The following is a 26,194-nucleotide window of genomic DNA, read 5'->3' as shown; positions in this document are numbered from 1 at the left end:
GCGACCGGAATTCCCGGTCGGGCGACAGGACGGAAACCCACGCGTCCCGCCGGTTGTCCCACAGGCCGGCGAGCGCGGCGACGTCGGGCTCGGCCTCCATCGGGCATCTACTGCGCTTCTAGTCACCGTTGCCAGCGTCGCACCTGTCCGCCTGGTTCGACACGAAGGAGCGCTATGTCGGGAACCGATCGCGGGGTCAGCCGGGAACGGCTGCTGGCGATGATGACGGCGTTCAAGTCCACCTACCTGCTGCGTGCCGCCATTGAGCTGCGGATTTTCGACGCGCTCGCCGACGGGCCCGCCGATCCTGACGATGTCGCGGCCATCTTGCGCACCAACCCCCGAGCCACCCGGGTTCTGCTGCGCGCTCTGGCCGCCGCCGGATTGCTCGACATGGACGGCGAGCAGTTCCAGCTCGTCAGCGGGGCGCGAGAGCTGCTGGTGACCTCGAGCCCGCAGTACGGCGGCGGGGTGGTGCGGGTGGCGGCCAGCGACTGGGAATGGGACGCGATGAAGAACCTCGCGGACGTCGTACGGCATGGCGGCACCCTGCTCGACGTCAACGCCGAGACGCCGGGATTCCCCTACTGGGTGGACTTCGCCACACACTTGACCTTCGCCACGAAACCGGGCGCCGAGTTCGTCGCCGACCTGCTCGTGCCGTGGGCCGGGGATCGGCCGTCGCTGGACGTGCTCGACGTCGGGTGCGGACACGGTCTCTTCGGTTTCTCCGTGGCCGCCCGGGACACCCGCGCCACGGTGACGTGCCTGGACTGGCCGGAGGTGCTGGACGTCGCCAGGACGTACGCCGAACGGCTTCACGTCGGCGACCGGGTGAGTTACCTTCCGGGAGACGCGTTCGAGGTGCCGCTGGACGGGCGGTATGACGCGATCACCCTGGGCAACTTCCTCTTCCAGTTCCCGCCCAGCCGCGGCATCGACCTGCTGCGCCGCCTGGCATCCGCGCTCAAGCCGGGGGGCCAGGTGCTCATCGTCGGGTTCACCACCGGCGACCGGCCACCCGCCCAGGACTACCACGCGCACATGCTGAGTCTGCTGATGCTGGCGTGGACCAGCCAGGGCGAGCTCCACTCGCCGCTGATGTACCAGAAGATGCTCGCCTCCGCCGGGCTGGTCGACCTCGACACGCACGAGAAGCCCGGCCTGCCGCTCCGCGTGGTCAGCGGCCGGCGTGCCTGACCTCGCTCGACCTCTTCCGGCCGGCCGGCGGCGGACTCAGGTCCGGGTGCCCCCGGCCGGGCGGCCACCCACTCAGGAGTCTGCCGGACGGCCTGCTCCCAGAACCGACAAGGAACCAGTGTGAACGTGGCAATTGCCGGCGGCGGCCCGGTGGGGCTCATGCTCGCCTGCGAACTCGGCCTGGCCGGTGTGCCGGCGACCGTGTTCGAGCGCACCGCACAGCGATCACCGCATGCCAGGGCGTGGGGACTGCACGCGCGAACCGTGGAGACACTCGATCGCCGCGGACTGGTCGAGGCGTTGTGGCACGAGAAGGCGGCCTGGCCGAAGATGCCGTTCGCCGGCATGTGGCCGCTGCTCGACCTCAGCGCGTTGACCTCCGACCATCCGTACATCCTCAACGTGCCGCAGACGCGGGTCGAGGAGGTCCTCGAGGCGCGGGCGCGGGAACTGGGCGTCACGATTGCGCGCGAGCACGACGTCACCGGGTTCGACCAGGACGCTGACGGCGTCGTGGTCGAGGTCAGGGACTCCCTCGGAGGGACCCGGCGGTTCGAAGCCTCCTACCTCGTGGGGTGCGACGGCGGTCGCAGTGTCGTACGCAAGCTCGCGGGCATCGAGTTCGCCGGAACGAATCCGACCGTCGGCGGGATGCTCTGCGACTGCACGCTGCCGACCATGGCACAGGAACGCCGCGGCATCACCAGGACTCCCCACGGAACGGTGAACATCAACCCGCGTCCGAACGGCGTGGTCCGGATCGTCACCACCGAGTTCGGCCGGCCGCATTCCGACCGGGACGCGCCCGTGACGATCGAGGAGTTCCGCGGGGCCGTCCGCCGGATCCTCGGCCGCGACCTGGACATCGTGGAGCCGACCTTCATGACCCGGTTCGGCGACTCCACCCGGCTCGCCGACGCCTATCGGGCGGGCCGGGTCCTGCTGGCCGGCGACGCGGCCCACGTGCACTTCCCCTATGGCGGCCTGGGGTTGAACCTCGGCCTCCAGGACGCGGTGAACCTCGGCTGGAAACTCGTCGCGCAGATCCAGGGGCGAGCCCCCGAAGGGCTGCTGGACTCCTACGAGGCCGAGCGGCGGCCCGCCGCCGCCGCGGTGCTGGACTACAGCAGGACACAGCTGGCACTGCTGGATCCGCACCGCAACGTCACCGCGTTACGCACACTGTTCGGCTCGCTGCTGGAGATCCCGGAGGTCAACCGTCTCCTGGCCGAACAGGCGACGGGCACCGGCCTGCGCTACGAGCCGGGCGAAGGCGCGCACCCCCTGGTCGGTTCCTTCGCCGGGGACATACGGCTGAAGACCGGCAACGGCGAACAGAGCCTGGTGGCGTTGCTCCGCTCGGGCCGTGGCGTGCTGCTCGACCTGGCCGGGGACGGCGACGTCGCCGACGCGGGCAAGGCGTGGTCGTCCCGGGTGGACACCGTGACCGCCACCTGCGACGAGCCGCCCGCCGCCGCGATTCTGCTGCGGCCGGACGGCTACGTCGCGTGGGCCGGCGACGGCGACACGGCAACCCTGCCGGACGCCTTGCGCACCTGGTTCGGCATGCCGTGACAGCACGCGGAAAACCCGGGGTGACCGGGCGAGCTCCGGCTCGCCCGGTCACTCTGACGTCAGCCGTCCTTGTCGACCCCGGCGGCACGGCGATGCGCGGGGTGCCGGGATCCGGCCACCCGGCCGGGCTGGAAGATCTCCTCGAGCAGGCGGATGTGCCGTTCGGTCAGCCGGATCTCGGCGGCCGCGACGTTGCTGTGCAGGTGTCCGAGACTCCGGCTGCCCGGGATCGGCACGACGTCGTCACCGCGCGAGAGCAACCACGCCAGCGCGAGCCGGCTGAGAGGCACGCCCAGCTCCTGAGCGATCGGCCGGGCCTGCGTGACCATCCGCTGGTTGCGCCGGAAGTTGTCGCCCTGCAGGCGCGGATGGTTGCGCCGCTGGTCCCCGTCGCCGAAGTGCTCAGGCGACGGCAGGGTCCCGGTCAGGAAGCCCTTGCCGAGCGGGCTGTGCGCGACCAGGCCGACACCGAGGTCGCGGGCGGCGGGCAGGATCTCCGCCTCGATGTGCCGCTCCCACAACGAGTACTCGCTCTCCAGCACGCTGATCGGCTGCACGGCGTGCGCCCGGCGAAGCACCTCGGCGGACACTTCCGAAAGTCCGATGTGCCGGATCTTGCCCGCCGTCCGCAGCTGCGCGAGGGCGCCGACGCTGTCCTCGATCGGCACCCGCGGATCGGCCCGGCCCAGGTAGTAGACGTCGACGTGGTCGACTCCCAGCCGGGCCAGTGAGGCGTCACACGCCTGCCGGAGATAGGTGGGACTGCCGTCCACGATGCGCGGCGGCCCACCGGGGACCTCCGACCGCACTCCTCCCCTGGTCGCGATCACCACATCGGCACGGCGACCGCGTACGGCCTCGCCGACCAGCCGTTCGTTCTCCCCGCCCCCATAGAAGTCCGCCGTGTCGAGCAGGGTCACACCGAGATCCACGGCACGCCGGATGGTGGTGACGCAGTCGGCGCGATCGACCGCGCCATAGCCACCGGACATGCCCATGCATCCGAGCCCGACGGCTGACACGGTCAGCCCGTCCGCTCCCAGCTTTCTGCGCTCCACGTGATCTCTCCGTCCGACGGCACCGGCTCTCCGCCACCATCGCCGCGGCGGCTAGACCGGGATTAGAACCGCGATCCAGCTGACGCGATCGATCGGGCATGTAGCGGGGTTCGAGCGCCCCTGGGGAGATTCGAATCGTCATTCTTCCAGCGCGAACGGTAACTCCAAGGAAGGAGCGGAGCCGTGCCGACCAGCACCAGGGACTCCGTCCAGGCCATCAGTGTGAACGCGCCCGCGGCCGTCGTCTTCGACCTGATCGCCGACGTGGACCAGCTCAAGCGCATCTTCACCCCAGTGATCCACACCGCCTATCTGGAGCGCGGCGAGTCGGCCGACCGGGTGGAACGGTGGTCGTGGGAGCGGCAGCTCGACGCGGTCCGGAGCTGGCGGGCCCGCCGGGAGCTCGACCGGGAGGCCGGTCGGATCCGGTTCCGGCACGAGAACCCCAACCCGCCGATGCTTGAGGTCGCCGGCGAATGGTCGTTCACGCCGTCCGGCGACACGACCCAGATCGAGCTGCGGCACGAGTTCACCGTGGACCCGGCGCACCCGGACGCCGAACAGGCCGCCGCGATGCTCGACCGCGGCGCCGGCATGCAGCTGGGACGGCTCAAGCACGTCGCCGAGAGCCTGTCGTCCATCGCCGGGCTTGAGGTCTCCTACGAGGTGCAGCTGGTGATCGACGAACCGATCGAGGACGTCTACAACTACTTCTACGAGGCCGACAGGTGGCCGGAACGCATACCGCACTGCCTGAGCGCCAGCCGCAAGGAGGACGTTCCGCTACAGCAGGTCGTCGTGATGGACGTGCAGGTGCCGAGCGGCGCCATCCACACCACCAAGCAAGCCCGGGTGTGCTTCCCCAACGAGAAGATCATGTGGCGCCAGCTGGAGGGCCTGCCCCCGCTGGACGACATGCTGTACGGCTACATGAAGTTCACGCAGACTCCCGAGGGCGTGCTCGTCAGGACCGGCCAGACGGAGCTGCTGAAGCCCACGGGGGTGGCCAAGCGGGGCTGGACGATGGACGAGGCCAAGGGGCACGTGGCCGAGGTGCGCGGCGGTCGCAATCTCGACGCGCTCAAGAGCGCCGCCGACTTCCTGCGGCGCCGGCGCGGATGAGCGGCGCCGCGATGAGCGCGACAAGGGTAGGGCTGTTCGGGCACGGCTGGTGGGCGCGCCGCTACCTCGCGCCCGCCCTGTCCGGCGCGGGTGCCGAGCTGGTGGCCCTCTGCGGCCGCGACGGCGCCCGCGCAGCCAAGGCGGCCGTCGAGTTCGGTGTGCCGCGGTCGTTCGACCGGATCGAGGCCATGCTCGAGTCGGTCGAGCTGGACGCCCTGGTGATCACTTCCCCGCCGTCATCGCACGCGGAGGCGGTACGAGCCGCGGCCGCCGCCCGCCTGCCGATCTTCTGTGAGAAGCCCCTGGGCCGCACCGCTCAGGAGACGGCGGGCATGGTGACGGCCTGCGCGGGTCTGCCCACGGTCGCCGGGTTCACGCAACGGTGGAACCCGGCGATCAGGACGGCCCGCAGGTTGCTCGCCGAGGGCGCGGTCGGGCGCCTCAGGCACGTGCGCTACAGCACGGCCAGCGCGTTGTCCTCGGACGCCACCGCCCCCTGGGACTGGCGCTACGACGCCGACGAGTACGCCTACGGCGTGCTCAGCGACCTCGGACCGCACGCGGTCGACGTGGTGCGGTGGCTGGGCGGCGAGATCACGGAGGTGACCGCCGCCGCGCACACGGTCTTCGCGGAGAGGTCCACGCCGGACGGGCAGGCCAAGAAGGTGGAGAACTGGGACGAGTGCTCGTTGACCGTCCGGCTCGCCGACGGAGTCCGGGCCTCGATGTTCGTGAGCAGGATGCTTCCGGTCAGCCCGTACCGCCGTTTCCACCACCAGCTGGAGATCGTGGGCAGTGCCGGAACGCTGGCCTACGACTCGGATCGGCCGGTCGAGGTCACCCTGTCGAACCCCGGCGGCCGGCCTTCGGTGGTCCGCGCGGACGGCCTCGACACCGGCGACGCCGAACCCGGGTCGTTCGAGGAGCTGATGGCGGTCATGGACGCGGGCGCCGCCGCGCAGGCACGCGACATGCTCGCGGTGTTCGGCGGGCAGGCATCCGGCGACGTACCGACCTTGGCCGACGGGCACACCGGTCAGCTCGTTCTCGACGCGGCCGCGCGTTCGGCGACCGCCCAGACCGGGATCCGCTGTTAGAAACACGTGGGTGTTCCCGCGAGCCCTCTCGCGGGAACACCCACACAACCCACTCAGCCGACCGCCCAGTCGACGGCTCAATCCACAGCTCAGTCCACCGCTCAATCCACCAGGGCGACCGCACGGGCCCAGCCGGCGCCCGCGTCGGCCAGCTTCACCGGGAAGCACATGACCTGGAAACCGAACGGCCGCGGCAGCGCGTCGAGGTTGCCCAGGCGCTCGATCTGGCAGTACTCCCGCTCCCGTCCCACCATGTGCGCGGGCCACAGGACACCCGCGTCGCCGGTGGCGTTGTACCGTTCGATGATGTTGCCGAACGGCGCGTCCAGACTGAACGCGTCGGTCCCGATCACGCGGACGCCGAGGTCCAGCAGCAGGTGGACGGCGGAGGCGTCGAGGCCGACGAAGTCGGAGAAGTACTTCGGGGTTCCGAGGTGCCGCGCGGCGCCGGTGTTCAGCAGCACGATGTCCAGCGGCTCGGGCCTGTGGTCGATCTCGGCCAGCGCTCGCTCGATCACGTCCGCGCCCACGGCGCCGGTCTCCGCGTCCCGCAGGTCGAGCAGCACGCCCGGACGGTAGAACCAGTCGAGCGGCATCTGGTCGATGGTCCGAGGCGTGCCGTACGCCGCCTTGGACCCGTAGTGCGACGGCGCGTCGACGTGTGTGCCGGTGTGCGTCGTCAAGGTGAAGGTGTCGTTGTTCAGGAACTCGCCGTCGGGCAGCACCGCGGGGTCGAACTCCAGCCCCAGGTGCTCGCGCATCTCGGCGCTCATGTGTCGTGCGCCCTCCGCGGGCGTCATGGCCTGATGCACGACCGGGTCGGGCTCCCAGAAGGTCGCGTCGACGGGTGACGACAAGTCGATCAGCGGCATGTGTGCTCCAGATGCTGAGGGGCCAGCGCTGAGGGGCCAGTGCTGAGGGGTCGGTGCTGAGGGGTCGGTGCTGAGGGGTCAGTCGGTCACGAACAGGTCCGCCGCGATCCGGATGTCCTTGTTGCCGTAGGCGAGCCGGTGCAGCACTTTGCGGAACACCGGGGTGCGGGACAGCGCCTTCGCCGCCCTCGGCCGGAGTGCGGCGGCCACCGGGCTCTGCGAGAGCATCGCCTTGCTCTGCATCACCTGCAGCCTCATGATCGCGGCGACGTCGCGCCGGCGCACTGCGACGTACCGCCCGAGCAGGTCCGCGCCCGGGTCCCCGGCGCGCAACGAGGCCATGAGCGGGGGATGCAGGGCCACCGCGTCCTGCACCGCGAGATTGATGCCCTGGGCGCCGATGGGACTGTGCGTGTGGGCGGCGTCGCCGATCAGGACCAGGCCGTCCGCCGCCCACCGGCGCGCGGTGCCGGAGAAGACGTCCAGCAACGTGAGGTCGCTCAGGCTGGTCAACGTGCTGTCGATCAGGCCGGCGTACGGCGGGAGCGCGTCGGCGATCCGTGCCTTCACGTGGTCGATGCCCTGCTCGGCCATGGCCCGGTAACCCTTGTGCGGCAACGTCCAGCCGACCTGCAGGCTGTCGGGAAACGAGCGGTAGACCAGCACCGGGTTGCCCGCCGCCCGGAAGATCCGGACGTCCGGCGGATCACCGGCCGGGCACGGGATCTTGAACCACAGCACGTCGTGGTCGAAGACGTCGCGCCGATCGAATTCGATCCCGGCGAGTTGGCGGGTCTTGGAGTATCGGCCGTCCGCGGCCACCACGCAGTGGGCCCGCACCACCTGCCGCCTGTCCGGCCCTCCGGCGACGACGCCGCCGATCCTGCTGTCCTCGGTGATGAGCTCGCTCACCCTGTGGCCGGCCAGATAGGTCACGCCGAGCCGCTGGATCGCGGCGAGCAGTTCCTCGATCAGATGCCGTTGCGGAATGCTCAGAAGGTAGTTGAACGGCCCGGGCAGCCGGCGGTAGTCGATGTCCACCAGTGCCCTGGCCCGGTCGACGAAACGGAACCGGGAGTGCTCGTGGCACCCGCGCTCGCGGGCGCCGTCGAGCACTCCCAGCTCGGCGAGGAGTCGCAGACCACCCGGCTGGAGGATCTCGCCGCGGTATTCCCGCTCCATCGAGTTGCTGCGCTCGACCACGACGACGGCGGCGCCCGACCGGGCGAGCAACAACGCGAGGGTCAGTCCGGCGGGACCGCCGCCCACGACACAGAAGTCGGCCTTGAGGTCCACTGTCACTCCGTTCACGCGCGGATGCTCAGGCCGCCGTCTGCGGTGATCACCTGCCCGTGGATCCAGGCCGCCTCGTCGGTGCACAGCAGCGCCACCACGTCGGCCACGTCCGCCGGCCTGGTCAACCGGCCGGCCGGGGTTCTGGCGGCCAGGGCCCTGACGGCGGGCGCATCAGGCCCGCCGGCGCCTTTGTCCAGCTTCCCGGTGGACACCGCGTTGACCGCGATCCCCTTCGGCGCCAGCTCCACGGCGAGATAGCGGACCAGGCTCTCCAGAGCGGCCTTGCCGACGCCCTGGCTGACGTAATCCGGCACCACGGACCTGGCGCCCATGCTGGAGATCGCGATGATCCGTCCGGTGCCGGGCGTCATCGTCTCGCCGAGCCTGGCCGCGGCCTGCACGAGCGGGCTCACCGCCAGCCGTACGTCGTCCCAGAAGTCGCCCACCTGTGGTTCGACCGCGGACATGGGGTGGAACGACGCCGCGTTGTGCACGAAGACATCCAGCTGCGGGTGCCGCTCGCGCACCGCCTCCAGCAGCTTCGGCGCGACATCCGGCTCCGCGGCGTCGAATTTCAGCGCGGTCGCCGTCCCCTTCGATCCGGACAGCAGCTCGACCGCGCGCTCGGCGTCCTCATCGGAATGGGCGTAGTTCAGGTAGACGTGGCACCCGGAGGCGCAGAGCTTCCTGGCGATCGCCAGGCCGAGGCCTCTGGTCGCGCCGGTGACCAGGGCGACCCGTCCGTCCAGTCCCGGTGTCGCTGCGACGTCCACCTCGCATCAACCCCGCTTGCCCGCGGCCGCGGGCTCCTCGTCGGCGCCCAGCGCGCGGTTCCAGGCGACGTGGTCGACCTTCTCCACCGTCACGTCCGCGAGCTCACGCAGCCTGCGGAAGGTCTCGTGCTCCACCGTCCGGTCGTACGCGGCCGGATCCCACCAGTAACCGATTCCCGTGTAGCTGCCCCGGTCGGCCATGGACCGGTTGAGGTCGGCGTAGCCGAAGCCGTACGTCGACCGGATGTGCTTGGCGTAGTCGGTGAAGGCGGCTTCGAACTCTTCGGCTGAGCCGGTCAGCCGGTAGCGGGTGACGGTCATCAGCGGCGTGTCGAACTCGCCACGCGAGCCCGCTTCCTTCTCGGCGTTGACCCTGAAGATGTTCTTGCACAGGTCCAGCTCGGCGTCGGCGAGCATGGACCGCATCGTGGCCTGATGAGAGCGGAACTCGTCGCTCTGCACCACGCGCTGGAACGCCTCCTGGCTCAGCCACCAGCCGAAGTTCACGTACACGGAGGGGTCGTCGGCCAAGGTCACGGCCTGGTGCGAGCCGAACCCCTCCTGCGCCCGCATGTACTCCACGTGTTCGAGGAAGAATCGCTCGAATGCCTTGGGGTCTCCCTGGGTGGTGAACCTGGCGATCACGGCGATCAGGTTGCTGAGGTCCTTGCTCTCGCCCACGATGTCGAAAATCCTCTCTCGTTGCGTGCCATCGGGCCGTACGGTGAGCTCTCGCCGGGTGATGAGCTCCGCCCGCAGATCGCGGCGCTGCACCTTGCCGTTGGGCGAGCGCGGCACCGCGCCGACCACTTCGATGTGCTCCAAGCGCTGGTAGTAGGGCACCCGATCGGCCACGAACCGGGCGATCTCGTCTGCCACGGCGACGTGGTCCGGCACGGGCTCGCGCAGGGCGACGAAGGCGTTGGCCACCGCTCCGCTGATCTCGTCGGGGTAGCCGACCACGGCCGACTCGGCGACCAGCGGGTGTGCCTCCAGCACGCCCTCGATCTCCGACGGCGAGACCATGTAGTTGTCCCGTTTGAAGAAGTCCTTGATCCGGTCCACGATGGTCAGCGCGCCGTCGGGGTCGAGATATCCGACGTCCCCGGTGTGCAGCCAGCCCTCGGCGTCGATGCCGGAGGGCCGGCCGGGATCGAGATATCCCTTCATCACCTGCGGTCCGCGAACCTGCACCTCGCCGCGCTCGCCGGCGGCCAGCACGGCCCCGGACTCCAGGTCCACGATGCGGCACTCGGTGTCCGCGACCACGCGGCCCACCGTGCCCGGCCGGGGATCGCCGGGGCCCGCGGAGTGGGTCAGCGGCGAGGTCTCGGCCAGGCCGTACCCCTGGAACACCGGCACACCGAAATGCTCGGACAGCTTCCTCGCCACCCGCGGCGCCAGCGCCGTCCCACCGGAAGCGATCATGCGGACGGTCTCCAGCCGCATGTCCGGCAGGCCGGGGTCGGCGGCGAGCCGGTTGAGCTTCATCGGAATCGTGTAGAAGTGGGTCGCGCCGACCCGGTTGGCCAGCTCGATCGCGGCCGCGTTCTCCGGAGCGACGCAGGGAACCTGCCGTGCACCGGCGAACAGTCCCGAGTTCATGTGCATCAGGTGGTATTTCGGCAGGTGGTTGAGGACGATCGAGCCGGCGTCGAGCCGGTGTGCCTCGGCGACCTGCGCGGCGTTGACCGTCAGATTGCGGTGGGTCAGCAGCACCCCGCGCGGCAGGCCGGTGGTGCCGCTGGTGAACTGGATGCAGGCGACGTCGTCGGGCGCCATCTCGGGCGGCGCCGCCATCGCGTTTCCCCGCACCTCGTAGGCGGCGCTCAGGTCGTCGATCGTACGGATGTCGTTGGCGTCCTGGATGGGCCCCGGCCCGACCAGAACCGCTTCGCGCAGGCGCGGCAACCTGTGCCTGATCTTGCGGAGCCGGGCGAACAGCTCGGTGGTGACGAACACCAGCTTCGCCTCCGACGTGGACAGGAAGTGCTCCAGCGCGTGCTCGGGCAGCAACGGGTTGATCGGTGCCGCGATGTTGCCGCTGCGCACGATGCCGTGAAAGCCCACGACGAAATCGGGATGCGGCGGAGAGGCGATGGCGACCACGCAGCGTTCCTCGCCGAGCAGGCCGCGCAGGGCCGCCGCGCACATGGTCGCGGCGCGATCCACCTCGCCGAAGCTGATGTCCCCGTACTCCGCACGGATCGCGATGCCGTCCGGGTCACGGGCCGCCGCGGCGCCGAGCAGGCCGTCGACCGTCCTGAGCTTGTCTGTCGCGGCGCTCACCGCGTTCTCGGCGATCATCCTCGCCCACGGCTCTCCGCGAACGCCTTCGCGTGTTCGAGGGTGGTCATGCTGTTCTTGCCCAGGGCCTGGCGCACGAAGTCGCGTGCTTTGCGGACCGTGGCGCCTTCACCGAGCACAGCGGTCACGGCATCGCGCCTGATCATGACCGTGTGCCGCGATGTCGCGGTGACCGCGCCGCCCACCGCGCGCAGCGACCACTCGCCGACGTGGGCGGACATCAGCGCGGGCACCTCGGTCTGCTTGTACACGATCCGGCTGTTCGGGAAGCACACCCGGACCGACTTGGTGGTGTGCACCGAGCCGTTCGCCGCCGTGGTGTCCATCTCCATGACCTGGATGCCGGGCGTGTCCTCGGCGAGGTCGAGCCGTGCGACGTGCGGCAGGCGCCGTGGCCATTCCCTCGCCTCGTAGAGGAACTCGTACACGTCGTCGATGCCGCCGTCGATCCGGATCGAGTCGTCGAAGCTCACGGTCAGCTCGGCGAGCTCGCCGGCGGCCTCGGCCGCGTGCTTCAGCCTGTCCAGTTCGGACAGGCTGTTGCGGTCGACCGCCTTCTTGATCCAGTCCACGCCCGCCGGATCGTCGTCGAGGGCCTGGAAATCGTGCTTGAGCAGCACCCGCGTCTCGTCCTCCGAGACCGGTTCGAGCACCCACTCTCCGCCCATCGCCGCGACCGGCGGCTGCGAGACCTCCTGGCGGAACCGCACGCGGCGGCCGGCCCGGTCGAGGACGCGCCTGGACGTCCACGTCTTGACCTCGTCGTTGGCCAGCGCCCACAGTCTGATCAGTTCCTCGTCACCGGTCTGCTCGAGCCGTTCGGCGTGGACGGTCGGCGTGAAGGTGAACGGCCAGCGGGTGACGTCGGCGATCACCTCGTAGACGACCTCGGCCGGGGCCGGCACGGTGATCGCATGCTCGTCATGATGCGTCGCGAGCTGGGACACGGGTCAGTCCTTCCGGGACGGGGATCAGTAGTTGCCGAGGCCACCGCAGACGTTGAGCGCCTGAGCGGTGATCGGTGCGGCGTCGTCCGACACCAGGTAGGCGACCAGGCCGGCGACCTCCTCCGGAGTGGAGTAGCGGCCGAGCGGGATCTTGGCCTGGAACCGGTGCAGCACCTCGTCCTGCGTGATCCCCCAGTGCTCGGCGTATCCCTGCCGCACCTTCTCCGCCAGCGGCGTCTCCACGTAGCCGGGGCAGACCGCGTTGACGGTGATCCCTGTCTTGGCCAGCTCCAGCCCGAGTGCCTTGGTCAGCCCGATCACGCCGTGCTTGGAGGCGGAGTAGGGCGCGCCGAACACCACACCCTGCTTACCGCCGGTGGACGCGATGTTGACGATCCGGCCCCGCTGCCGGTCGAGCATGCCACCGGCGGTGAGCACCTTCCTGGTCATCAGGAAGACGCTGTTGAGATTGGTGTCGATGACGTCGTACCACAGCTCGTCCGTGATTTCGGCGGTCACCCCGCCGCCGCTGCGGCCGGCGTTGTTGACCAGCACGTCGACCGGGCCGTAGCGATCCACCGCCGCCCGGACGAACGCGTCGACGTCCGTGGCCGAGCGGACGTCACACGTCGTTCCTTCCACGTCGAGCTCGCGGTCGCGCAGCTGTTTCACGGTGATCTCCAGGTCGTCCGCACTGCGGGAACAGACGAACACCCGCATCCCGAGACGGGCGAGCCGCTCCGTCACCGCGAGGCCGATGCCTCGCGTCGCGCCGGTCACGACGGCGACCCTCTGCTCTCCCACGACTCCTCCTCCGCCGGTCGGCTTGCCGGCACCGAGCGTCATCCGCGCCACTCGAACCGGGCTCGACGGCCGGTGGACGCCGCCGCCTTCCATCGCGCGTCAAGCACCGCTTGAGAAGCGGTCGTCAGCCTCGGGGTTCGAATCCGTTCTGGCCGAAAGGGCATTCTCATGGCGCTGCCACCGCAGGCCCCGCAGTCCGCGGAGCTCTACCTCGCCGTCCAGCACTTCTACGCCCGCCAGATGCAGCTGCTCGACGACGGCAAGGCCGACGAGTGGGCCGCGACCTTCACCGAGGACGCGGTGTTCGCGGCGAACGCACGTCCCGAGCCGGTGCGCGGCCGCGCGGACATCGCCGCCGGCGCGCGGCAGGCGACCGAGCAGCTGGCGCTTGACGGTCTGGTCCGCCGGCACTGGCTGGGCATGCTCAGCGTCGACACGCGATCCGACGGGACGGTGCTGGCACGCAGCTACGCGTTGGTGATCTCCACGCCCAAGGGCGGGCAGGCGGCGATCCACGTGAGCACGGTGTGCGCGGACGTGCTCGTGTGGGACGGCGACGACCTGCTGGTCCGCAGCCGTCACGTCACCCGCGACGACCTGGTCTGAGGAGCTGCCGTGATCGGCGATGTGGATGTCCCGGTGATCCCGCTGGCGCAGAGCCCGGTGTGCGCGGCCGATCCCTATCCCGGCCTGGCCCGGTTGCGCGAGCTGGCGCCGATGGTCCGGGTGCAGACCACGTTCATGGGCGAGGTCTGGCTGGTCACCCGGTACTACCTGGCCAGGGAGCTGCTCGCCGACCTGAGGTTCAGCAGGCGGCGCCCGGACGACAGCCCGGTGGCCGCGGTGGACTCCGACCCTCCCGACCACACCCGTATCCGCCGGCTGGTCGGCAAGGCCTTCACCCGCAACCGGGTCGAGCATCTGCGCACCTGGGTGCAGGGCCTGGTGGACGGCATGCTCGACGAGATCGCCGGGGCCGGCCCGGTCGACCTGCTCGACCGGTTCGCCTACCCGCTGCCGATCGCGGTGATCTGCGAGATGCTCGGCGCCGCCGAGACCGACCGGGCCGACGTACGCCGCAGGACCGAGAAGATCCTCGCCGGAGAGGTCGCGGAGAACCGCGAGGAGGTCTACGACCGGACCAAGGAGTACATCGTCGACCTGATCGCCGCCAAACGGCGGCAGCCGGGCGACGACCTGATGAGCGCCTTGATCGCGGCCCGCGACGGCGACAGCAGGCTGACCGAGCCGGAACTGATCGAGCTGGGGATAGCGCTCATCGCAGCCGGGTACGCGACCACGACCAATCTGATCGGCAACGGCATCCACGCGTTGCTGACCAACCCCGGCCAACTGGCGCTGCTGCGCGCGCAACCCGATCTGATCGACTCGGCGGTCGAGGAGTTCCTCAGGTACGAGAGCTCGTTCAGTGCCGCCGGGCAGATCGCGAAGGAGGACGTCGACGTCGAGGGAATCGTGGTGCGAGCGGGCGAGGTCGTGCTGATCTCGTTCTGCGGCGCCAACCGGGACCCGGCCAGATTCGAGCACCCCGACCGACTCGACATCACGCGCAGCCCCAACCCGCACCTGGCCTTCTCACACGGCATCCATCACTGCCTCGGGGCGCCGCTCGCCCGGATGGAGGCGCAGGTCGCGATCGGCACGCTGGTGCGCCGCTTCCCGCACGCCACGCTGGCCGGGCCGACCCGCTGGCGGGAGAACATCATGCGCGGGCTGCTCGAGCTACCGGTGGATCTGAAGGGCCGAGGTTTGGAGTGAAGCCATGAAAATCACCGAGATGGCGATTCCGGACGCCTACCGCATCCGGCCAGAACGGATACCGGACGTGCGGGGCAACTTCTACGAGGCGTGGCGGATGAGCGAGCTCGCCGAGGCGATCGGCCGCCCGTTTCCGGTCATGCAGGTGAACTACTCGGTCTCCAGGCGCAACACCCTGCGCGGCATCCACAGCACGGCCGTGCCTCCGGGGCAGGCCAAGCTCATCACGTGCGTACGCGGCCGGGTGCTGGACGTCGTGGTCGACCTGCGGGTCGGGTCGCCCACGTTCGGGATGTACGACACCACGATCCAGGACGAGGAGTCCGGCATCGCGGTCTACCTGGCCGACGGACTCGGGCACGCGTTCCTCGCCCTCACCGAGGGCGCGTGCATGAACTACGTGTGCGCGGAGGAGTACGTGCACGGCACCATGATCGACGTGCAGGCTCTCGACCCCGAGCTGGGAATCCCGTGGAAGCTGACCGAGCCGCCGATCATGTCGGAGAAGGACAGGGTGGCACCGACTCTGGACGAGGCGGTCGCGATGGGCTTGCTGCCCACCTACCAGCAGTGCCGTGACGTCCGCCCGTCGCTGGACGGCGGCAGGGTCCCATCGGAGTCGAAGTGAGCATCACAGGTCCTGTGCGGTTCGGCGTGCTCGGCTGCGCGGACATCGCGTGGCGGCGGATGCTTCCCGCGATGGCGGCCGAGCCCGATGTCCGGCTGGTGGCCGTCGCCAGCCGCGACGAGGCCAAGGCGCGGAAGTTCGCCGCGCGGTTCGGCTGCGACGCGGTCACCGGATATCGGAACCTGCTGCTCCGATCCGACGTGGATGCCGTGTATGTGCCGCTGCCCGCGATGCTGCACGCCGAATGGATCGAGCAGGCTCTGCTGGCGGGCAAGCACGTCCTGGCGGAGAAGCCGCTGACGTCCAGTCACCGGCAGGCGAGCAGACTGGTCGAGCTGGCGGCGTCGCGGGGCCTGCTGCTGTTCGAGAACTTCATGTTCCTCCACCATTCGCAGCACGCCACCGTGCGGCGACTCCTGGCGGACGGCGCGATCGGCGAGCTGCGGGCGTTCGCCGCGGCTTTCACGATCCCTCCGAAGCCCGCGGGCGACATCCGCTATCAGGCCGATGTGGGGGGCGGCGCGCTGCTCGACGTCGGCGTCTACCCGATCCGCGCCGCGCTGCACTTCCTCGGCCCGGAACTCGGCTTCGCCGGCGGAGTGCTGCGGTGGGACACGCGCAGGAACGTGGTGAGCTCCGGCGGCATCCTGCTGACCACGCCGCGGGGAGTCGCCGCGCAGCTGACCTTCGGCATGGAGCATTCCTACCGTTCGACCTATGAACTGTCCGGGAGCACCGGCAGGATCCTGTTGGACCGGGTGTTCACACCGCCGGAGAGCTACCAGCCGGTGGTCCACATCGAACGCCAGGACCACAGGGAGGAACGCGTCCTGCCGGCCGACCATCAGTTCGCCAACGTCGTGCGCCACTTCACGCAGGCCCTGCGGGACGGCCGCGACCTGGCCCTCGACGCGGAGAACACCCTGCGCCAGGCCCGCCTCGTCGACGAGGTGCTGGCCGGGTCCCGGATGATCCGGGTAGGCGAGGACGCCTTGACGGAGTGAGCACTCACTTCGTACAGTTGGGGCATGACGAAACCCAAGCCGAATGACACTGACGTAGCCCCCTCCGCACAGCCGACCAGGCGCCGGGCCCCGAGCATGAGCCCCGAGGAACGCCGCGCCATGATCGTGCACGTGACCCTGCCGCTGGTGGCCGAGTACGGCGCCGCGGTGAAGACCAGCCAGATCGCCGCGGCGGCCGGGATCGGCGAAGCCACGATCTTCCGGGCGTTCAAGGACAAGGACGAGCTTCTCGAAGCGTGCATCGCCGAGGCGCTGCGGCCGGACAACGTGGTCGAGGCCATCCGCGCCATCCCGTTGGAGATCTCGCTGCACGAAAGGCTGCACGAGGCCGCCTCCGCGATGGAGGCGCACATGGACAGAATGGGCCGCGTGCTCGGCGCGGTGGCCGCCTCCGGCTTCCGCAGCGGCCCCCGCAATCGAGGCGACGCGTCCGCGCAACCACGCGAGCGGGGTGAGGCGTCCGGGCAACCACGCGAGCGGGGCAGCCGCGTCGCCGGCATCGCCGCGACCAGAGCGGCGCTCGCCGAACTGTTCGCGCCCGAGCAGCCCGCGTTGCGCCTGCCCGCCGACCAGCTCGCGGGCGTCCTGCTGGATCTGCTGTTCGCCCGGTCTCACCGGCCCGACGCCGACAGCGAACCGATCTGCCTGGCATCGCTGATCAGGCTGTTCCTACACGGCGCGTTCGACCACACCAAACTGCCGGCCGAGTTTCGGGGCGGTGCTTAGTGGATCAAGGTGGAGGCGGTATCGAATCGGCGATGCGCCGCCTTCCACTCGGGTTGGACGACCCGACCAGCGTCGCCGATAGCGGGCTGACCGGCCCCATCGACATTCCGGACCCCAAACCGCGAAAACAGCCCAGGGACCTGAGGTCACGGTGGCGACGGATTCGGCAGACCTCCGTCGGCACCGTGCGCGGCCTGCCGCGCGTGATCGGGCTGACGTGGCAGGCCAGTCCGGTGCTGACCGTGGTGATCGGCGTGGTCACCGTCGTGAGCGGCCTGCTGCCCACCGCCTCGGCGTTCATGACGAAGCTGCTGATGGACTCGGTGGTCGAGGGCATTCAGGTGCATACCCAGCACCGTCCGGACGTCGTCATGCTGACGGTGCCGCTGTTCCCCGGCATCGCCATGACGTCGATCACCAAGATCATCACAGTGGCCGCGCTGCAGTTCCTCCTCTTCACGCTGACCACGGTCATCACGTCGCTGACGAACATCGCCCAGCAACTGCTGCAAGAGAAGATGGTGCTCACCATCCGGCACAAGGTGATGGACCACGCCAGCAACCTGCATCTCGCCTTCTTCGAAGGCTCCCAGTCCTACGATCTGCTGCGGCAGGCCGACCAGGAGGCGCCCAGCCGCCCGCTGTCGATGATGAACTCGGCGTTCGGCCTGGTGAAGACCGTGATCACGTTCTGCACGATGATCGCCCTGCTGATCGCGATCAGCCCGCTGCTCGCGGTCGTGGCGCTCGTCACCCCGATCCCCGCGTTCGTCTCGCAAACCCGGTACTCCGCCCGGAGCTTCGCGTTCAACTTCCTCGGTTCCCCGATCCGCCGCCGGATGGAATACCTGGCAGGACTCGTCACCACCGACACGTACGCCAAGGAGATCAAGCACTTCGGGCTCGGCGGCTATCTCGTCGACCGGTTCCGCCGGCTCGGCCAGGTCTACTACGAACGGCAGCGCAAGCTGATCGGCACCCGCAACATGGCCGCCGCCGCCTGGAGCATGCTGACGACCCTCACCAGCTCCGCGATCTACCTCTACATCGCGCTGCAGGCCGTCTCCGGCAGGCTCACCCTGGGTGATCTCGCACTGTACACCGGTGCCGCGGCCGCCGTGCAGAGCTCCGTCCAGGGCCTGTTCCTGGGCTTCAGCGGCATGTACGAGAACAACCTGTTCCTGGACCTGCTGTACCGCTTTCTCGGCACCCGCCCGGCGATCCGCAGGCCGGAGCAGCCCCGCCCGATGCCGGCGGACGTGCGCGGTCACGTGCGGTTCGAGGAGGTCTCGTTCAGCTACTCAGGATCCGATGTCAAGGCACTCGACCGGGTCAGCTTCGAGATCCGTCCGGGCGAGACCGTCGCGGTGGTCGGCCGCAACGGCGCGGGCAAGTCCACCCTGATCAAGCTGCTGTGCCGGTTGTACGACCCGACAGAAGGCCGGATCCTCCTGGACGGCACCGACATCAGGGAGTACGACCCGGAGGAGTACCGCGCCAGGATCAGCGCGATGTTCCAGGACTTCGTCACCTATCAGGCCACCGCGAGCGAGAACATCGGCCTCGGCAACCTGCCGCAGCTCGACGACAGGGAGGCGATCGTGAACTCGGCCGAGCGGGCCGGGATAGCCGAGCGCATCGAGCGGCTGCCCCGGGGCTTCGACAGCCCGCTCGGCCGGTGGTTCGACCAGGGCGTCAGTCTGTCCGGCGGTGAATGGCAGAAGATCGCGCTGGCCAGAGCGTTCATGCGCAAGTCCGCGATCCTCGTGCTCGACGAGCCGACCTCCGCGCTCGACGCGCAGGCCGAGCATGATCTGTTCACCCGGCTGCGCGCCCTGGCCGCAGGGCAGACCACGCTCTACATCTCGCACCGTTTCTCCACCGTCCGCCAATCCGACCGGATCATGTTCCTGGAGGACGGCAAGCTCGTGGAGGACGGCACCCACACCGAACTGATGCGGCTCGAGGGCAGATACGCCGAACTGTTCACCCTGCAGGCGTCGGCGTACCTCGATGACGAGAAAGCCGTCGGGTCATGAACAAAGGCGCCCCTGGCCGGTGGTCGTTCGCTCACCACCGTCCAGGGGCGCCGCGCCGGCTGTCCAGCCGTGCCGCCAGCCCAGCCGTGCCATCAGCTCAGCCGTGCCATCAATCCGGGGGCGCCGTGCTATCCGCCCAGCACCTGACGCATGACCGCGTCGAGCGAGGCGGCGTCGTCACCGGACGGCGCGCGCCAGGCCACGTATCCGTCGGGCCGGACGAGCAGGGCGCCGTCAGGTTTGATGCCGGCGACGGCAGGCCAGCGCCGCTCCTCGTCGACCAGGTCACCGTCCTCGGCCAGCCGGTGGACCGCCAGCGGCAGGTCGGCCCAGGGCTCGGCCGCCTCCTGCCATATCTGGTTTGCCGGTCCGCACAGCAGGGCGAAACCGGACTCGACCAGGTCCAGCGTGGACATCCGCGCGCCGGAAGGCCCGCCGAGCCACAGATGCGGCACCCGGCTGCCCGCGTGCCCGTCCAGGTTGAGCCCAGGATCGCTGATCGAGGGCAGGCCTGGCCGAGGCGAGACGATCACCGGGGAGTCGTACTGCGGACACAGCGACACGACCACCGGGTGCGCCATGCCCAACCGCTCCCGCTCGGCGAGAGAGGACTTCAGATCCCAGTGCAGCCGCGGGTTGCGCTGCACGAGCATGGCCTGCTCGACGGTGAACCGGCCGACCGGCAGGCGCTCCCGCTCGTAACTGTCCACAAGCCCGGCCCCCGCCTTCCCCCGTAGGGCGAAGGCGAGCTTCCACGCCAGGTTGTGCGCGTCCGCGATGCCGGTGTTCAGCCCGTACGCACCGCTGGGCGGCATCACGTGCGCGGAATCGCCGACGAGGAACACCCGGCCCTGCTGGAAGCGGTCCGCCACGAACGCCGCGGCCTGCCATGGCATCACCGCGAGCAGTTCGATGTCCAGGTCCGGCAGGCCGATGGCCTGGCGGACGACCTGAAGGCAGCGCTCCGGCGGGAAGTCCTCGGGAGTCAGTCCGCTGTCCGGGGGACAGGAGATGTAGAACACCCAGCGGTCGGTGTTGTTGATCGCCAGCAGCAGCCCCTCGGCACCCGGGCAGCGAATCTCACACACCACGAACTCGTGGCCGCGCACGAGGTCGGTGAGATCGGCCCGGAACAGCACAGTGATCATCGGCGCGCCCAGCGGACCCGGCCCGGTCGTGCCGATGCCCAGCCGCTCCCGGATCGAGCTGTTCGCACCGTCCGCCGCGATCACGTAGTCGGCGGTGATCACCGATGTCCGTCCGGCCGCCCGGTCGGCCACGGTGACCGTGACCGAGTCCTTGCCCTGCCGCAGATCCACCACTTCGCTGTCGAAGCGCACCTCGGCGCCGTGCTCCCTGGCCGAGGCGAGCAGGATCGGTTCGAGCTCGTCCTGCGGGCAGATGCCGTTGGTGCTGGTGATCGGGCTGACCGAGCCGACCACGTCGACGGCGTCGGCGTCGTCGGCGACGGGGGAGATGCGCGTGGCCGTGCCGAGGTCACTGCCGGCCAGCCGCTCCACCACCACCTTCCCGCCGTTGCGTGCCATCACGCTGCCGGCGGCGAGCACGACCTCGTCCAGCCCGGCCGTACGCAGCAGCTCCCTGGTTCGCGGCGCGAGCCCGGTCGCCCTCGGGTAGATCGACGTGCGCGCGTGCCGCTCCACGAGTAGCGGCCGGACACCCTGGCGGGCGAGAAACAGCGCCGCGGCCAGGCCTGCCCCGCCACCACCGACGATCAGTACGGAAACGTGCTCGTCCGCCACCGGACCCTCCCCTTCGCCCGTCACGCCTGTGCCGGTTGCTGCTGGCGCTCGACGACGAGGGCGACCAGCTCGGCGGGCGTCCTGGCCTCGGACACGGACTCCTCGGGCAGCGACACCCGGTATTCCTGGGAGATCCGGCTCACGGTCTCCATGACCGCCAGCGAGTCGTAGCCGAGGTCCTCGAATTCCATGTCCGCGACGTCGCCGTCCAGGTCCACCGCGTCGTCCTCGCCCGCGCACTCGCGCATGATCCGCACCAGGTTCTCGAGGGTGAACGTCGTCATTGAGATCCTCCTGATCTGTTAACCGGCTGAGCGAACGACCATTGCCGCGTTGAAACCGCCGTATCCCCGGGCCAGCACGAGTGCCGCCGTCCCCCTGGCCGGGCGCGGCTCCCCGATCACCAGGTCGATGTCGTAGCCGGGCGCGGGGCACCGGACGTTCACGGTCGGTGGCACGACGCCGTCTCGCAGCGCCATCAACGCGTCGACGAGGTCGAGTGCGGCGGCACCCGAGGACAATCGCCCGATCATGCTCTTCGGGGCGGTGACGGGAACACCGTGCGGACCGAACAGCTTGACGATCGCGTCCGACTCGACCCGGTCGAGCTCGGGAACCGCCGCGGCGTCGGCGAAGACCATCGCGATGTCCTCGGTCCGCACGCCGGCGTCGGCGAGGGCGATCTCGGCGGCACGCCGCAGCGTCGGCTCACGGCCGGACCCGGGCGCGGGGTCGAAGGTCGCGCCGTAGCCGGCGATCTCGCCATAGATCTCGGCCCCACGACGCCGCGCCGCGTCCCCGTCCTCCAGGACGAGGATGGCTCCGCCCTCGCCGGGCACGCTTCCGGTCGCCTCCTGCGCGAACGGCAGGTAGGCCGCGTCCGGGTCGTCCCCGAGGCTGACCCGGCCGCTCGCCAGGTAGGCCGCCAGCCCGTACGGGCACAGGGAAGCGTCGATCCCGCCGGTGAGCATGAGCCGGTGACCGCCGCGGATCTTGCGGCGAGCCTGCGCCACCGCGTCCAGACCACCTGCCTGCTCGGTGACGAACACCCCGGTCGGACCGCGCATGCCGTGCCGGATCGACAGCTGCCCGGTGTTGACGGCGTAGAACCATGCGAACGACATGTAGGCGCTGACGTGGTTCGGCCCCTTGCTGTACAGCTTTTCCAGTTCGTGCTGGCCGAACTCGAACCCGCCGGCGGAGCTGGACGTGATGACCCCGGCGTCCAGAGAAGGCATGCCGGCCAGGTCGGCCCCGGCGTCGGCCAGCGCCCAGTCCGAGGCGACCAGCGCCAGTTGGGTCATCCGGTCGGTCTGCGGGATCAGCCGGCTCGGCAGCCGGCCGCCGACCTCGAAGTCGATCTCGCCGGCCAGCCGGATCGGATACGGGCTCGGGTCGAAGCGGGTGATCCGCCGGATCGCGTTCTCACCGCGCAGAGTCGACGACCAGTGCGTGTCGAGGCCGACTCCGTTGGGTGCGGCGACCCCGATTCCCGTGACGACCGTCCTGGTCATGCCGCCGCCTCCGCAGGACGCGCCAGCACCATCGCACTCTGGAACCCACCGAATCCACTGCCGACCGTGAGTGCCACGTCCACCTGCCGCTCGCGGGCGACCAGCGGCACGTAGTCCAAGCCCAGTTCCGGGTCAGGCGAGTGCAGATTCGCGGTGGGCGGCACCACGCCGTGCTCAATGGCCAGCGCGCACGCGGCGACCTCGATCGAGCCGATCGCCCCCAGAGAGTGGCCGATCATCGACTTGATCGAGCTGATCGGCACCTGGTAGGCGTGCTCACCGAGACTGCGCTTGAACGCGGCTGTCTCGTGGCGGTCGTTCTGCTTGGTCGCCGTGCCGTGTGCGTTGACGTAGTCGACCGACTCCGGGTTCAGCCGCGCCTCGTCCAGTGCCGCGGTGATCGCCGCTGCCAGTTCCTCGCCGTCCGGCCGGAGACCGGTCATGTGATAGGCGTTGCTGCGGCCGGCGAATCCGCCGATCTCCGCGTAGATGTGCGCGCCCCGGGCCACGGCCGCGGTCAGTTCCTCCAGCACCAGCACGGCGCTTCCCTCGCCGAGGACGAAGCCGTTGCGGGTGACGTCGAACGGCCTGGACGCCCCGGCCGGGTCGTCGTTGTGCCGCGAGGTCGCTCTGATCGCATCGAAGCAGGCGACGGTGATGGGCGCGATGGGCGCGTCCGCACCCCCCGCGATCATGATGTCCGCGGTGCCTTCACGGATCAGCTCACACGCGTATCCGATGGCGTCGATCCCCGACGTGCAGCCCGCGGAGACGACGGTCGACGGCCCTTCGGCCCCGGCGAGCCACGACAGCTCCGCGGCCATTGAGCTGGGCACGAAGTAGTCGTAAAGATGCGGCACGCCATAGGTGTGATTCACCAGCCAATGACGGCCGCCGTCACTCATGGTGACGTACTCCTCCTCGAGTCTCTGCGTGCAGCCGACCGCGCACCCGATGCTCACCCCGGCCCTGTGTGCCTGACCGGAGGTGATGTCCAAACCGCTGTCGGCGATCGCCTCCTTGGCGGCGACGACCGCGAACTGCGTGACCCGGTCCATTCGCCGGATCTCCTGTGGGCGAAGGCCTTCCTGCCTCGGGTCGAAATCACACTCGGCGGCCATCCGGGATCGGTAAGGCGAGGGATCGAAAGAAGTGATGGGGCGGGTCGCACTGATTCCCGATGTGATCCGCTCCCAGAACGCCTTCTTACCGATTCCGCCCGGCGCCACAACGCCGATCCCTGTTATCACGACGCGACATTGGCTCACCACGGCCTCCTAGCGGGGGAAAGTAGGGATACCAACTGTGGTCGGTGTAAGGCTGAAGGAAGCGCCTAGAGCGGGACTCGAAGCCCACCGAATTCGCCCCGCAGGACGACAAGCGGCACGTCGCCCGATGAGTGGGTGACGTGCCGCTTGTGGCCGTGCCGTTCGTCAGACGTCAGCGGGCTCCCGGAGCGGGCTGGTGCTCGGCCCGACGGGTCTGGCCTGCGGCACATCCCAGGGTTCCACGAGCTGCCGGACCGCGGCCTGGAACAGCGCGGGAACCCGGTAGCCGGACTCGTGGCCCTCCCGCGTGGACGTCTGTTCCTCGATGAGACTGGCGTCCACCAACTGCTCCAGCAGGGTCTCCGCCGCGGCCACCCGGACGTCGAGCAGGTCGGCCACGACGGCCGGGGTCACGGTTTCCCCGCACAGTCCGGCTACCAGGTCGAGCGCGTCGCGGGTGATCCCGCTCAGCTGGCGGCGGCTGGCCTCGACGCTGGCCAGCAGTTCGTCCCCGTGCTCCCCAGCTCCACCAGGAGGTTGTCGGACCGGCTCAACCGGCCGATCATCCGGTCGAGGCTCCAGTGCGGCCGTGCGGCGATTCGGCCGGCCACCGCACGCAGGGCCAGCGGCAACCGGTCGCAGGTCCGGATGAGCGTCCGCGCGGCCTCGGGTTCGGTCGCGACCCGCTCGGGACCGATCAGCCGGCCCAGCAGTTCCAGCGCCGAGTCCTCGGGCAGCGGCCCCAGGCTGATGTTGACCATGCCGGGCATCGCGGTCGGCCGGGTCCGGCTCACGACGAGCATCGCGCATGACGAACCCCCGGGGGTGAGCTCCCGGATGTGCCGGGCGGCGAGGACCTCGTCGAGTACGACCAGAACCTTGCGGTCCGCGGTCCAGGTGCGGAACATGTTGCTGAGTTCCCGCAGCCCGGGGGGCAACCGGTCCGGTGGGATCCCGCAACTGCGGAGGAAGCCCGCCAGGATGTCCGCCAGCCCACGGCCACAGTCGCCCAGGTCGCCCACGCTCGCGTAGAACTGCCCGTCGGGGAACAACGACCGGAGCTCGTGTGCCGCCTGGAGCGCGAACGCCGTCTTGCCGACGCCGGGCGGACCGAGGACCTGCACGATGCTCAGCCCACGGTCACCGGCCACGGCCGACCGGAGCGTCCTCGTCTCCCCCGTACGGCCGACGAAGTCGGTGATCGCGGGCGGCAGTTGTGCGGGCGAGGCGGGCGCCATGGCCGACACCTGGTGGCCGACTTCCCCGTCGCCCTTGAGGATCGAGTGGTGCAGCCGCTGGATCTCGGTGGACGGCTCGAGGCCGAGCCCGGCGACCAGCTCGGCCCTGGTCCGCTGGTAGACGTCCAGCGCCTCGGCCCGGCGTCCGCAGCGCACCAACGCGAGCATCAGCTTGGCCACGAAGCCCTCGTGTGCCGGATTCGCGCTGACCAGCGAGAGCAGCTCGCTGACGACCTCGTGATGCCGTCCGAGCTGCAGGTCGAGCTCCAACCGCAGCTCCAGGACCTCCTTGCGGATCTCCTCCAGCCGAGTCGCCTCGGCGTCGAGCAGGGGCCCTCTCTCCACATCCGTCAGCGCCGCCCCCGACCAGAGACCGAGCGCCTCGTTCAACGCGTCGACCGCGTCCTCGATGAGCCCTTCGTGGCGGCAGGCCTTCGCGCGATTGACCAGCGCCTCGAACTCGTACACGTCGACCTGGTCGTCCTCGCCCAACTGCAGCTCGTAGCCGGGCGGCTTGGTCAGCAGGACCAGTGAGCCGCAGGCGTCCTGGCCTGCCTCGAAGCTGCCGAACAGCTTGCGCAACTGGTATATGTACGTCTGCAGCGTCGTTCTGGCGCTCCTCGGAGGCCGGTCGCCCCACAGCTCTTCGACCAACGCGCCACTGCGTACGACCGTGTCGGCGCGTAAGAGCAACAGGGCGAGGACGCGCCGGAGCATAGGCGCCGAGGGAGTCAGCGAGCCCTCCGATGTCACGATCTCCAGCGGACCGAGCAATGTGAACCGCATAAGTTGACCTCGCAGCGATGATCGACAAAGTGGCTCGGGCACGCGGCACCCCACCACGTGGACACGGGCAAGCCGCCGGAGGGCGCGCGGCTGTACACCCACGCCGATGCCGGCTTGCCGGAGACAAGGGAGTTGGATGACCGCTCGTCGCAGCGGTCCCCAGTCAAGAGCCGAAGATCACCTGATGATGTGACTCACATTGATCCCCCGTTTCTCGCATCGCCGGAAAATGAGATCACCGAGCCGGCAGAACACACCACCGCACATGCGATCTCAACTTCGCCGGGAAGCCTTCTCCCGGCGTGCGCAAGTCAGTAGAGAAAGTCTTTGATCCGGACAGGCGCTACAGGCGTGTTCCGAGCGAGCCGTCGCCATCG

23 protein-coding genes are annotated in these 26,194 nt (G+C 69.7%); 10 read left to right on the top strand and 13 right to left on the bottom strand.

The genetic code is table 11. The features are described from left to right. Positions 1–174: 174 nt before the first annotated feature. Both QSK36_RS11460 and QSK36_RS11455 read left to right on the top strand, forming a co-directional pair. Positions 175–1,200, top strand: a complete 1,026-nt coding sequence (locus tag QSK36_RS11460; RefSeq protein WP_285782365.1) for a class I SAM-dependent methyltransferase — start codon at positions 175–177, stop codon at positions 1,198–1,200. Positions 1,201–1,320: 120 nt separating this feature from the next. Continuing rightward, entirely contained in the window at positions 1,321–2,775 is a 1,455-nt protein-coding gene (locus QSK36_RS11455; RefSeq protein WP_285782364.1) for an FAD-dependent monooxygenase, read from the top strand. Between the two features lie 59 nt (positions 2,776–2,834). Here QSK36_RS11455 and QSK36_RS11450 read toward each other — a convergent pair whose 3' ends face one another. Further along, entirely contained in the window at positions 2,835–3,833 is a 999-nt protein-coding gene (locus QSK36_RS11450) for an aldo/keto reductase (RefSeq protein WP_183537892.1), read from the bottom strand. A 183-nt stretch (positions 3,834–4,016) separates the two neighbouring features. On the opposite strand from QSK36_RS11450, the gene QSK36_RS11445 reads away from it, so the two are divergent. Both QSK36_RS11445 and QSK36_RS11440 read left to right on the top strand, forming a co-directional pair. Beyond that, complete coding sequence (locus QSK36_RS11445) at positions 4,017–4,955, top strand: aromatase/cyclase (protein WP_285782363.1); 939 nt, start codon at positions 4,017–4,019, stop codon at positions 4,953–4,955. Between the two features lie 11 nt (positions 4,956–4,966). Beyond that, positions 4,967–6,052: a Gfo/Idh/MocA family protein gene (locus tag QSK36_RS11440; RefSeq protein WP_285782362.1), complete on the top strand. Its 1,086-nt coding sequence runs from the start codon at positions 4,967–4,969 to the stop codon at positions 6,050–6,052. Positions 6,053–6,153: 101 nt separating this feature from the next. Here QSK36_RS11440 and QSK36_RS11435 read toward each other — a convergent pair whose 3' ends face one another. The 6 genes from QSK36_RS11435 to fabG form a co-directional block, all read right to left on the bottom strand. Continuing rightward, positions 6,154–6,924 (bottom strand): cyclase family protein, encoded by a 771-nt coding sequence (locus QSK36_RS11435; protein ID WP_183537895.1) that lies wholly within the window; start codon positions 6,922–6,924, stop codon positions 6,154–6,156. 78 nt (positions 6,925–7,002) lie between these two features. Beyond that, complete coding sequence (locus tag QSK36_RS11430; protein WP_285782361.1) at positions 7,003–8,235, bottom strand: FAD-dependent monooxygenase; 1,233 nt, start codon at positions 8,233–8,235, stop codon at positions 7,003–7,005. After that, positions 8,232–8,993, bottom strand: a complete 762-nt coding sequence (locus QSK36_RS11425) for an SDR family oxidoreductase (protein WP_285782360.1) — start codon at positions 8,991–8,993, stop codon at positions 8,232–8,234. Before QSK36_RS11425 ends, QSK36_RS11430 begins: the two co-directional genes overlap by 4 nt. Positions 8,994–8,999: 6 nt before the next feature. Then, a complete protein-coding gene (locus tag QSK36_RS11420; protein ID WP_285782359.1) occupies positions 9,000–11,300 on the bottom strand; it encodes an AMP-binding protein in 2,301 nt (766 codons plus the stop codon). Beyond that, complete coding sequence (locus QSK36_RS11415; RefSeq protein WP_285782358.1) at positions 11,297–12,247, bottom strand: aromatase/cyclase; 951 nt, start codon at positions 12,245–12,247, stop codon at positions 11,297–11,299. The genes QSK36_RS11420 and QSK36_RS11415 overlap by 4 nt, the downstream gene beginning before the upstream one ends. A gap of 24 nt (positions 12,248–12,271) precedes the next feature. After that, positions 12,272–13,093, bottom strand: a complete 822-nt coding sequence (gene fabG / locus QSK36_RS11410) for a 3-oxoacyl-ACP reductase FabG (RefSeq protein ID WP_285782357.1) — start codon at positions 13,091–13,093, stop codon at positions 12,272–12,274. A gap of 126 nt (positions 13,094–13,219) precedes the next feature. Here fabG and QSK36_RS11405 point away from each other — a divergent pair, with 126 nt between their 5' ends. The 6 genes from QSK36_RS11405 to QSK36_RS11380 are packed head-to-tail and all read left to right on the top strand — an operon-like array spanning position 13,220 to position 19,248. Beyond that, positions 13,220–13,657 carry a nuclear transport factor 2 family protein gene (locus QSK36_RS11405; RefSeq protein ID WP_285782356.1) on the top strand — a complete coding sequence of 146 codons (438 nt, stop codon included), beginning with the start codon at positions 13,220–13,222 and terminating at the stop codon, positions 13,655–13,657. Between the two features lie 9 nt (positions 13,658–13,666). Continuing rightward, positions 13,667–14,830, top strand: a complete 1,164-nt coding sequence (locus QSK36_RS11400) for a cytochrome P450 family protein (RefSeq protein WP_285782355.1) — start codon at positions 13,667–13,669, stop codon at positions 14,828–14,830. A gap of 4 nt (positions 14,831–14,834) precedes the next feature. Then, complete coding sequence (locus QSK36_RS11395; RefSeq protein ID WP_041952834.1) at positions 14,835–15,458, top strand: dTDP-4-dehydrorhamnose 3,5-epimerase family protein; 624 nt, start codon at positions 14,835–14,837, stop codon at positions 15,456–15,458. After that, positions 15,455–16,462: a Gfo/Idh/MocA family protein gene (locus tag QSK36_RS11390; protein WP_285782354.1), complete on the top strand. Its 1,008-nt coding sequence runs from the start codon at positions 15,455–15,457 to the stop codon at positions 16,460–16,462. The genes QSK36_RS11395 and QSK36_RS11390 overlap by 4 nt, the downstream gene beginning before the upstream one ends. 24 nt (positions 16,463–16,486) lie before the next feature. Beyond that, the gene (locus QSK36_RS11385) at positions 16,487–17,209 is read left to right on the top strand and encodes a TetR family transcriptional regulator (protein WP_285782353.1); all 723 of its coding nucleotides are present in this window, start codon (positions 16,487–16,489) and stop codon (positions 17,207–17,209) included. Positions 17,210–17,241: 32 nt separating this feature from the next. After that, complete coding sequence (locus QSK36_RS11380; RefSeq protein ID WP_285782352.1) at positions 17,242–19,248, top strand: ABC transporter ATP-binding protein; 2,007 nt, start codon at positions 17,242–17,244, stop codon at positions 19,246–19,248. A gap of 128 nt (positions 19,249–19,376) precedes the next feature. On the opposite strand, the gene QSK36_RS11375 is transcribed toward QSK36_RS11380, so the two are convergent. The 6 genes from QSK36_RS11375 to QSK36_RS11350 all read right to left on the bottom strand — a co-directional run bounded on the left by QSK36_RS11375 (position 19,377) and on the right by QSK36_RS11350 (position 25,817). After that, on the bottom strand, positions 19,377–21,011 hold the full coding sequence (locus QSK36_RS11375; RefSeq protein ID WP_285782351.1) for an FAD-dependent oxidoreductase: 1,635 nt from the start codon (positions 21,009–21,011) through the stop codon (positions 19,377–19,379). A 20-nt stretch (positions 21,012–21,031) separates the two neighbouring features. Continuing rightward, positions 21,032–21,295 (bottom strand): acyl carrier protein, encoded by a 264-nt coding sequence (locus tag QSK36_RS11370; RefSeq protein ID WP_183537903.1) that lies wholly within the window; start codon positions 21,293–21,295, stop codon positions 21,032–21,034. 18 nt (positions 21,296–21,313) lie between these two features. Continuing rightward, positions 21,314–22,525, bottom strand: a complete 1,212-nt coding sequence (locus QSK36_RS11365; protein WP_285782350.1) for a ketosynthase chain-length factor — start codon at positions 22,523–22,525, stop codon at positions 21,314–21,316. Beyond that, positions 22,522–23,793 (bottom strand): beta-ketoacyl-[acyl-carrier-protein] synthase family protein, encoded by a 1,272-nt coding sequence (locus QSK36_RS11360; RefSeq protein ID WP_182897878.1) that lies wholly within the window; start codon positions 23,791–23,793, stop codon positions 22,522–22,524. The genes QSK36_RS11365 and QSK36_RS11360 overlap by 4 nt, the downstream gene beginning before the upstream one ends. A gap of 165 nt (positions 23,794–23,958) precedes the next feature. After that, positions 23,959–24,207: a hypothetical protein gene (locus QSK36_RS11355; RefSeq protein ID WP_285782349.1), complete on the bottom strand. Its 249-nt coding sequence runs from the start codon at positions 24,205–24,207 to the stop codon at positions 23,959–23,961. Positions 24,208–24,260: 53 nt separating this feature from the next. Further along, on the bottom strand, positions 24,261–25,817 hold the full coding sequence (locus QSK36_RS11350) for an AfsR/SARP family transcriptional regulator (RefSeq protein WP_285782348.1): 1,557 nt from the start codon (positions 25,815–25,817) through the stop codon (positions 24,261–24,263). Positions 25,818–26,194 lie beyond the last annotated feature (377 nt).

It is taken from the genome of Microbispora sp. NBRC 16548, assembly GCF_030268985.1.
Lineage (GTDB): Bacteria > Actinomycetota > Actinomycetes > Streptosporangiales > Streptosporangiaceae > Microbispora > Microbispora catharanthi.
The sequence above is the reverse complement of the archived record's forward strand: the minus strand, read 5'-3'. Positions and strand labels throughout refer to the sequence as shown.

Coding starts and splice junctions, on each gene's coding strand:
- QSK36_RS11440 (WP_285782362.1), top strand. CDS start 4,967: ATGAGCGCGACAAGGGTAGGGCTGTTCGGGCACGGCTGGTGGGCGCGC.
- QSK36_RS11405 (WP_285782356.1), top strand. CDS start 13,220: ATGGCGCTGCCACCGCAGGCCCCGCAGTCCGCGGAGCTCTACCTCGCC.
- fabG (WP_285782357.1), bottom strand. CDS start 13,093: ATGACGCTCGGTGCCGGCAAGCCGACCGGCGGAGGAGGAGTCGTGGGA.
- QSK36_RS11420 (WP_285782359.1), bottom strand. CDS start 11,300: ATGATCGCCGAGAACGCGGTGAGCGCCGCGACAGACAAGCTCAGGACG.
- QSK36_RS11385 (WP_285782353.1), top strand. CDS start 16,487: ATGACGAAACCCAAGCCGAATGACACTGACGTAGCCCCCTCCGCACAG.
- QSK36_RS11365 (WP_285782350.1), bottom strand. CDS start 22,525: ATGACCAGGACGGTCGTCACGGGAATCGGGGTCGCCGCACCCAACGGA.
- QSK36_RS11395 (WP_041952834.1), top strand. CDS start 14,835: ATGAAAATCACCGAGATGGCGATTCCGGACGCCTACCGCATCCGGCCA.
- QSK36_RS11350 (WP_285782348.1), bottom strand. CDS start 25,817: ATGCGGTTCACATTGCTCGGTCCGCTGGAGATCGTGACATCGGAGGGC.
- QSK36_RS11460 (WP_285782365.1), top strand. CDS start 175: ATGTCGGGAACCGATCGCGGGGTCAGCCGGGAACGGCTGCTGGCGATG.
- QSK36_RS11380 (WP_285782352.1), top strand. CDS start 17,242: ATGCGCCGCCTTCCACTCGGGTTGGACGACCCGACCAGCGTCGCCGAT.
- QSK36_RS11435 (WP_183537895.1), bottom strand. CDS start 6,924: ATGCCGCTGATCGACTTGTCGTCACCCGTCGACGCGACCTTCTGGGAG.
- QSK36_RS11370 (WP_183537903.1), bottom strand. CDS start 21,295: ATGACGACGTTCACCCTCGAGAACCTGGTGCGGATCATGCGCGAGTGC.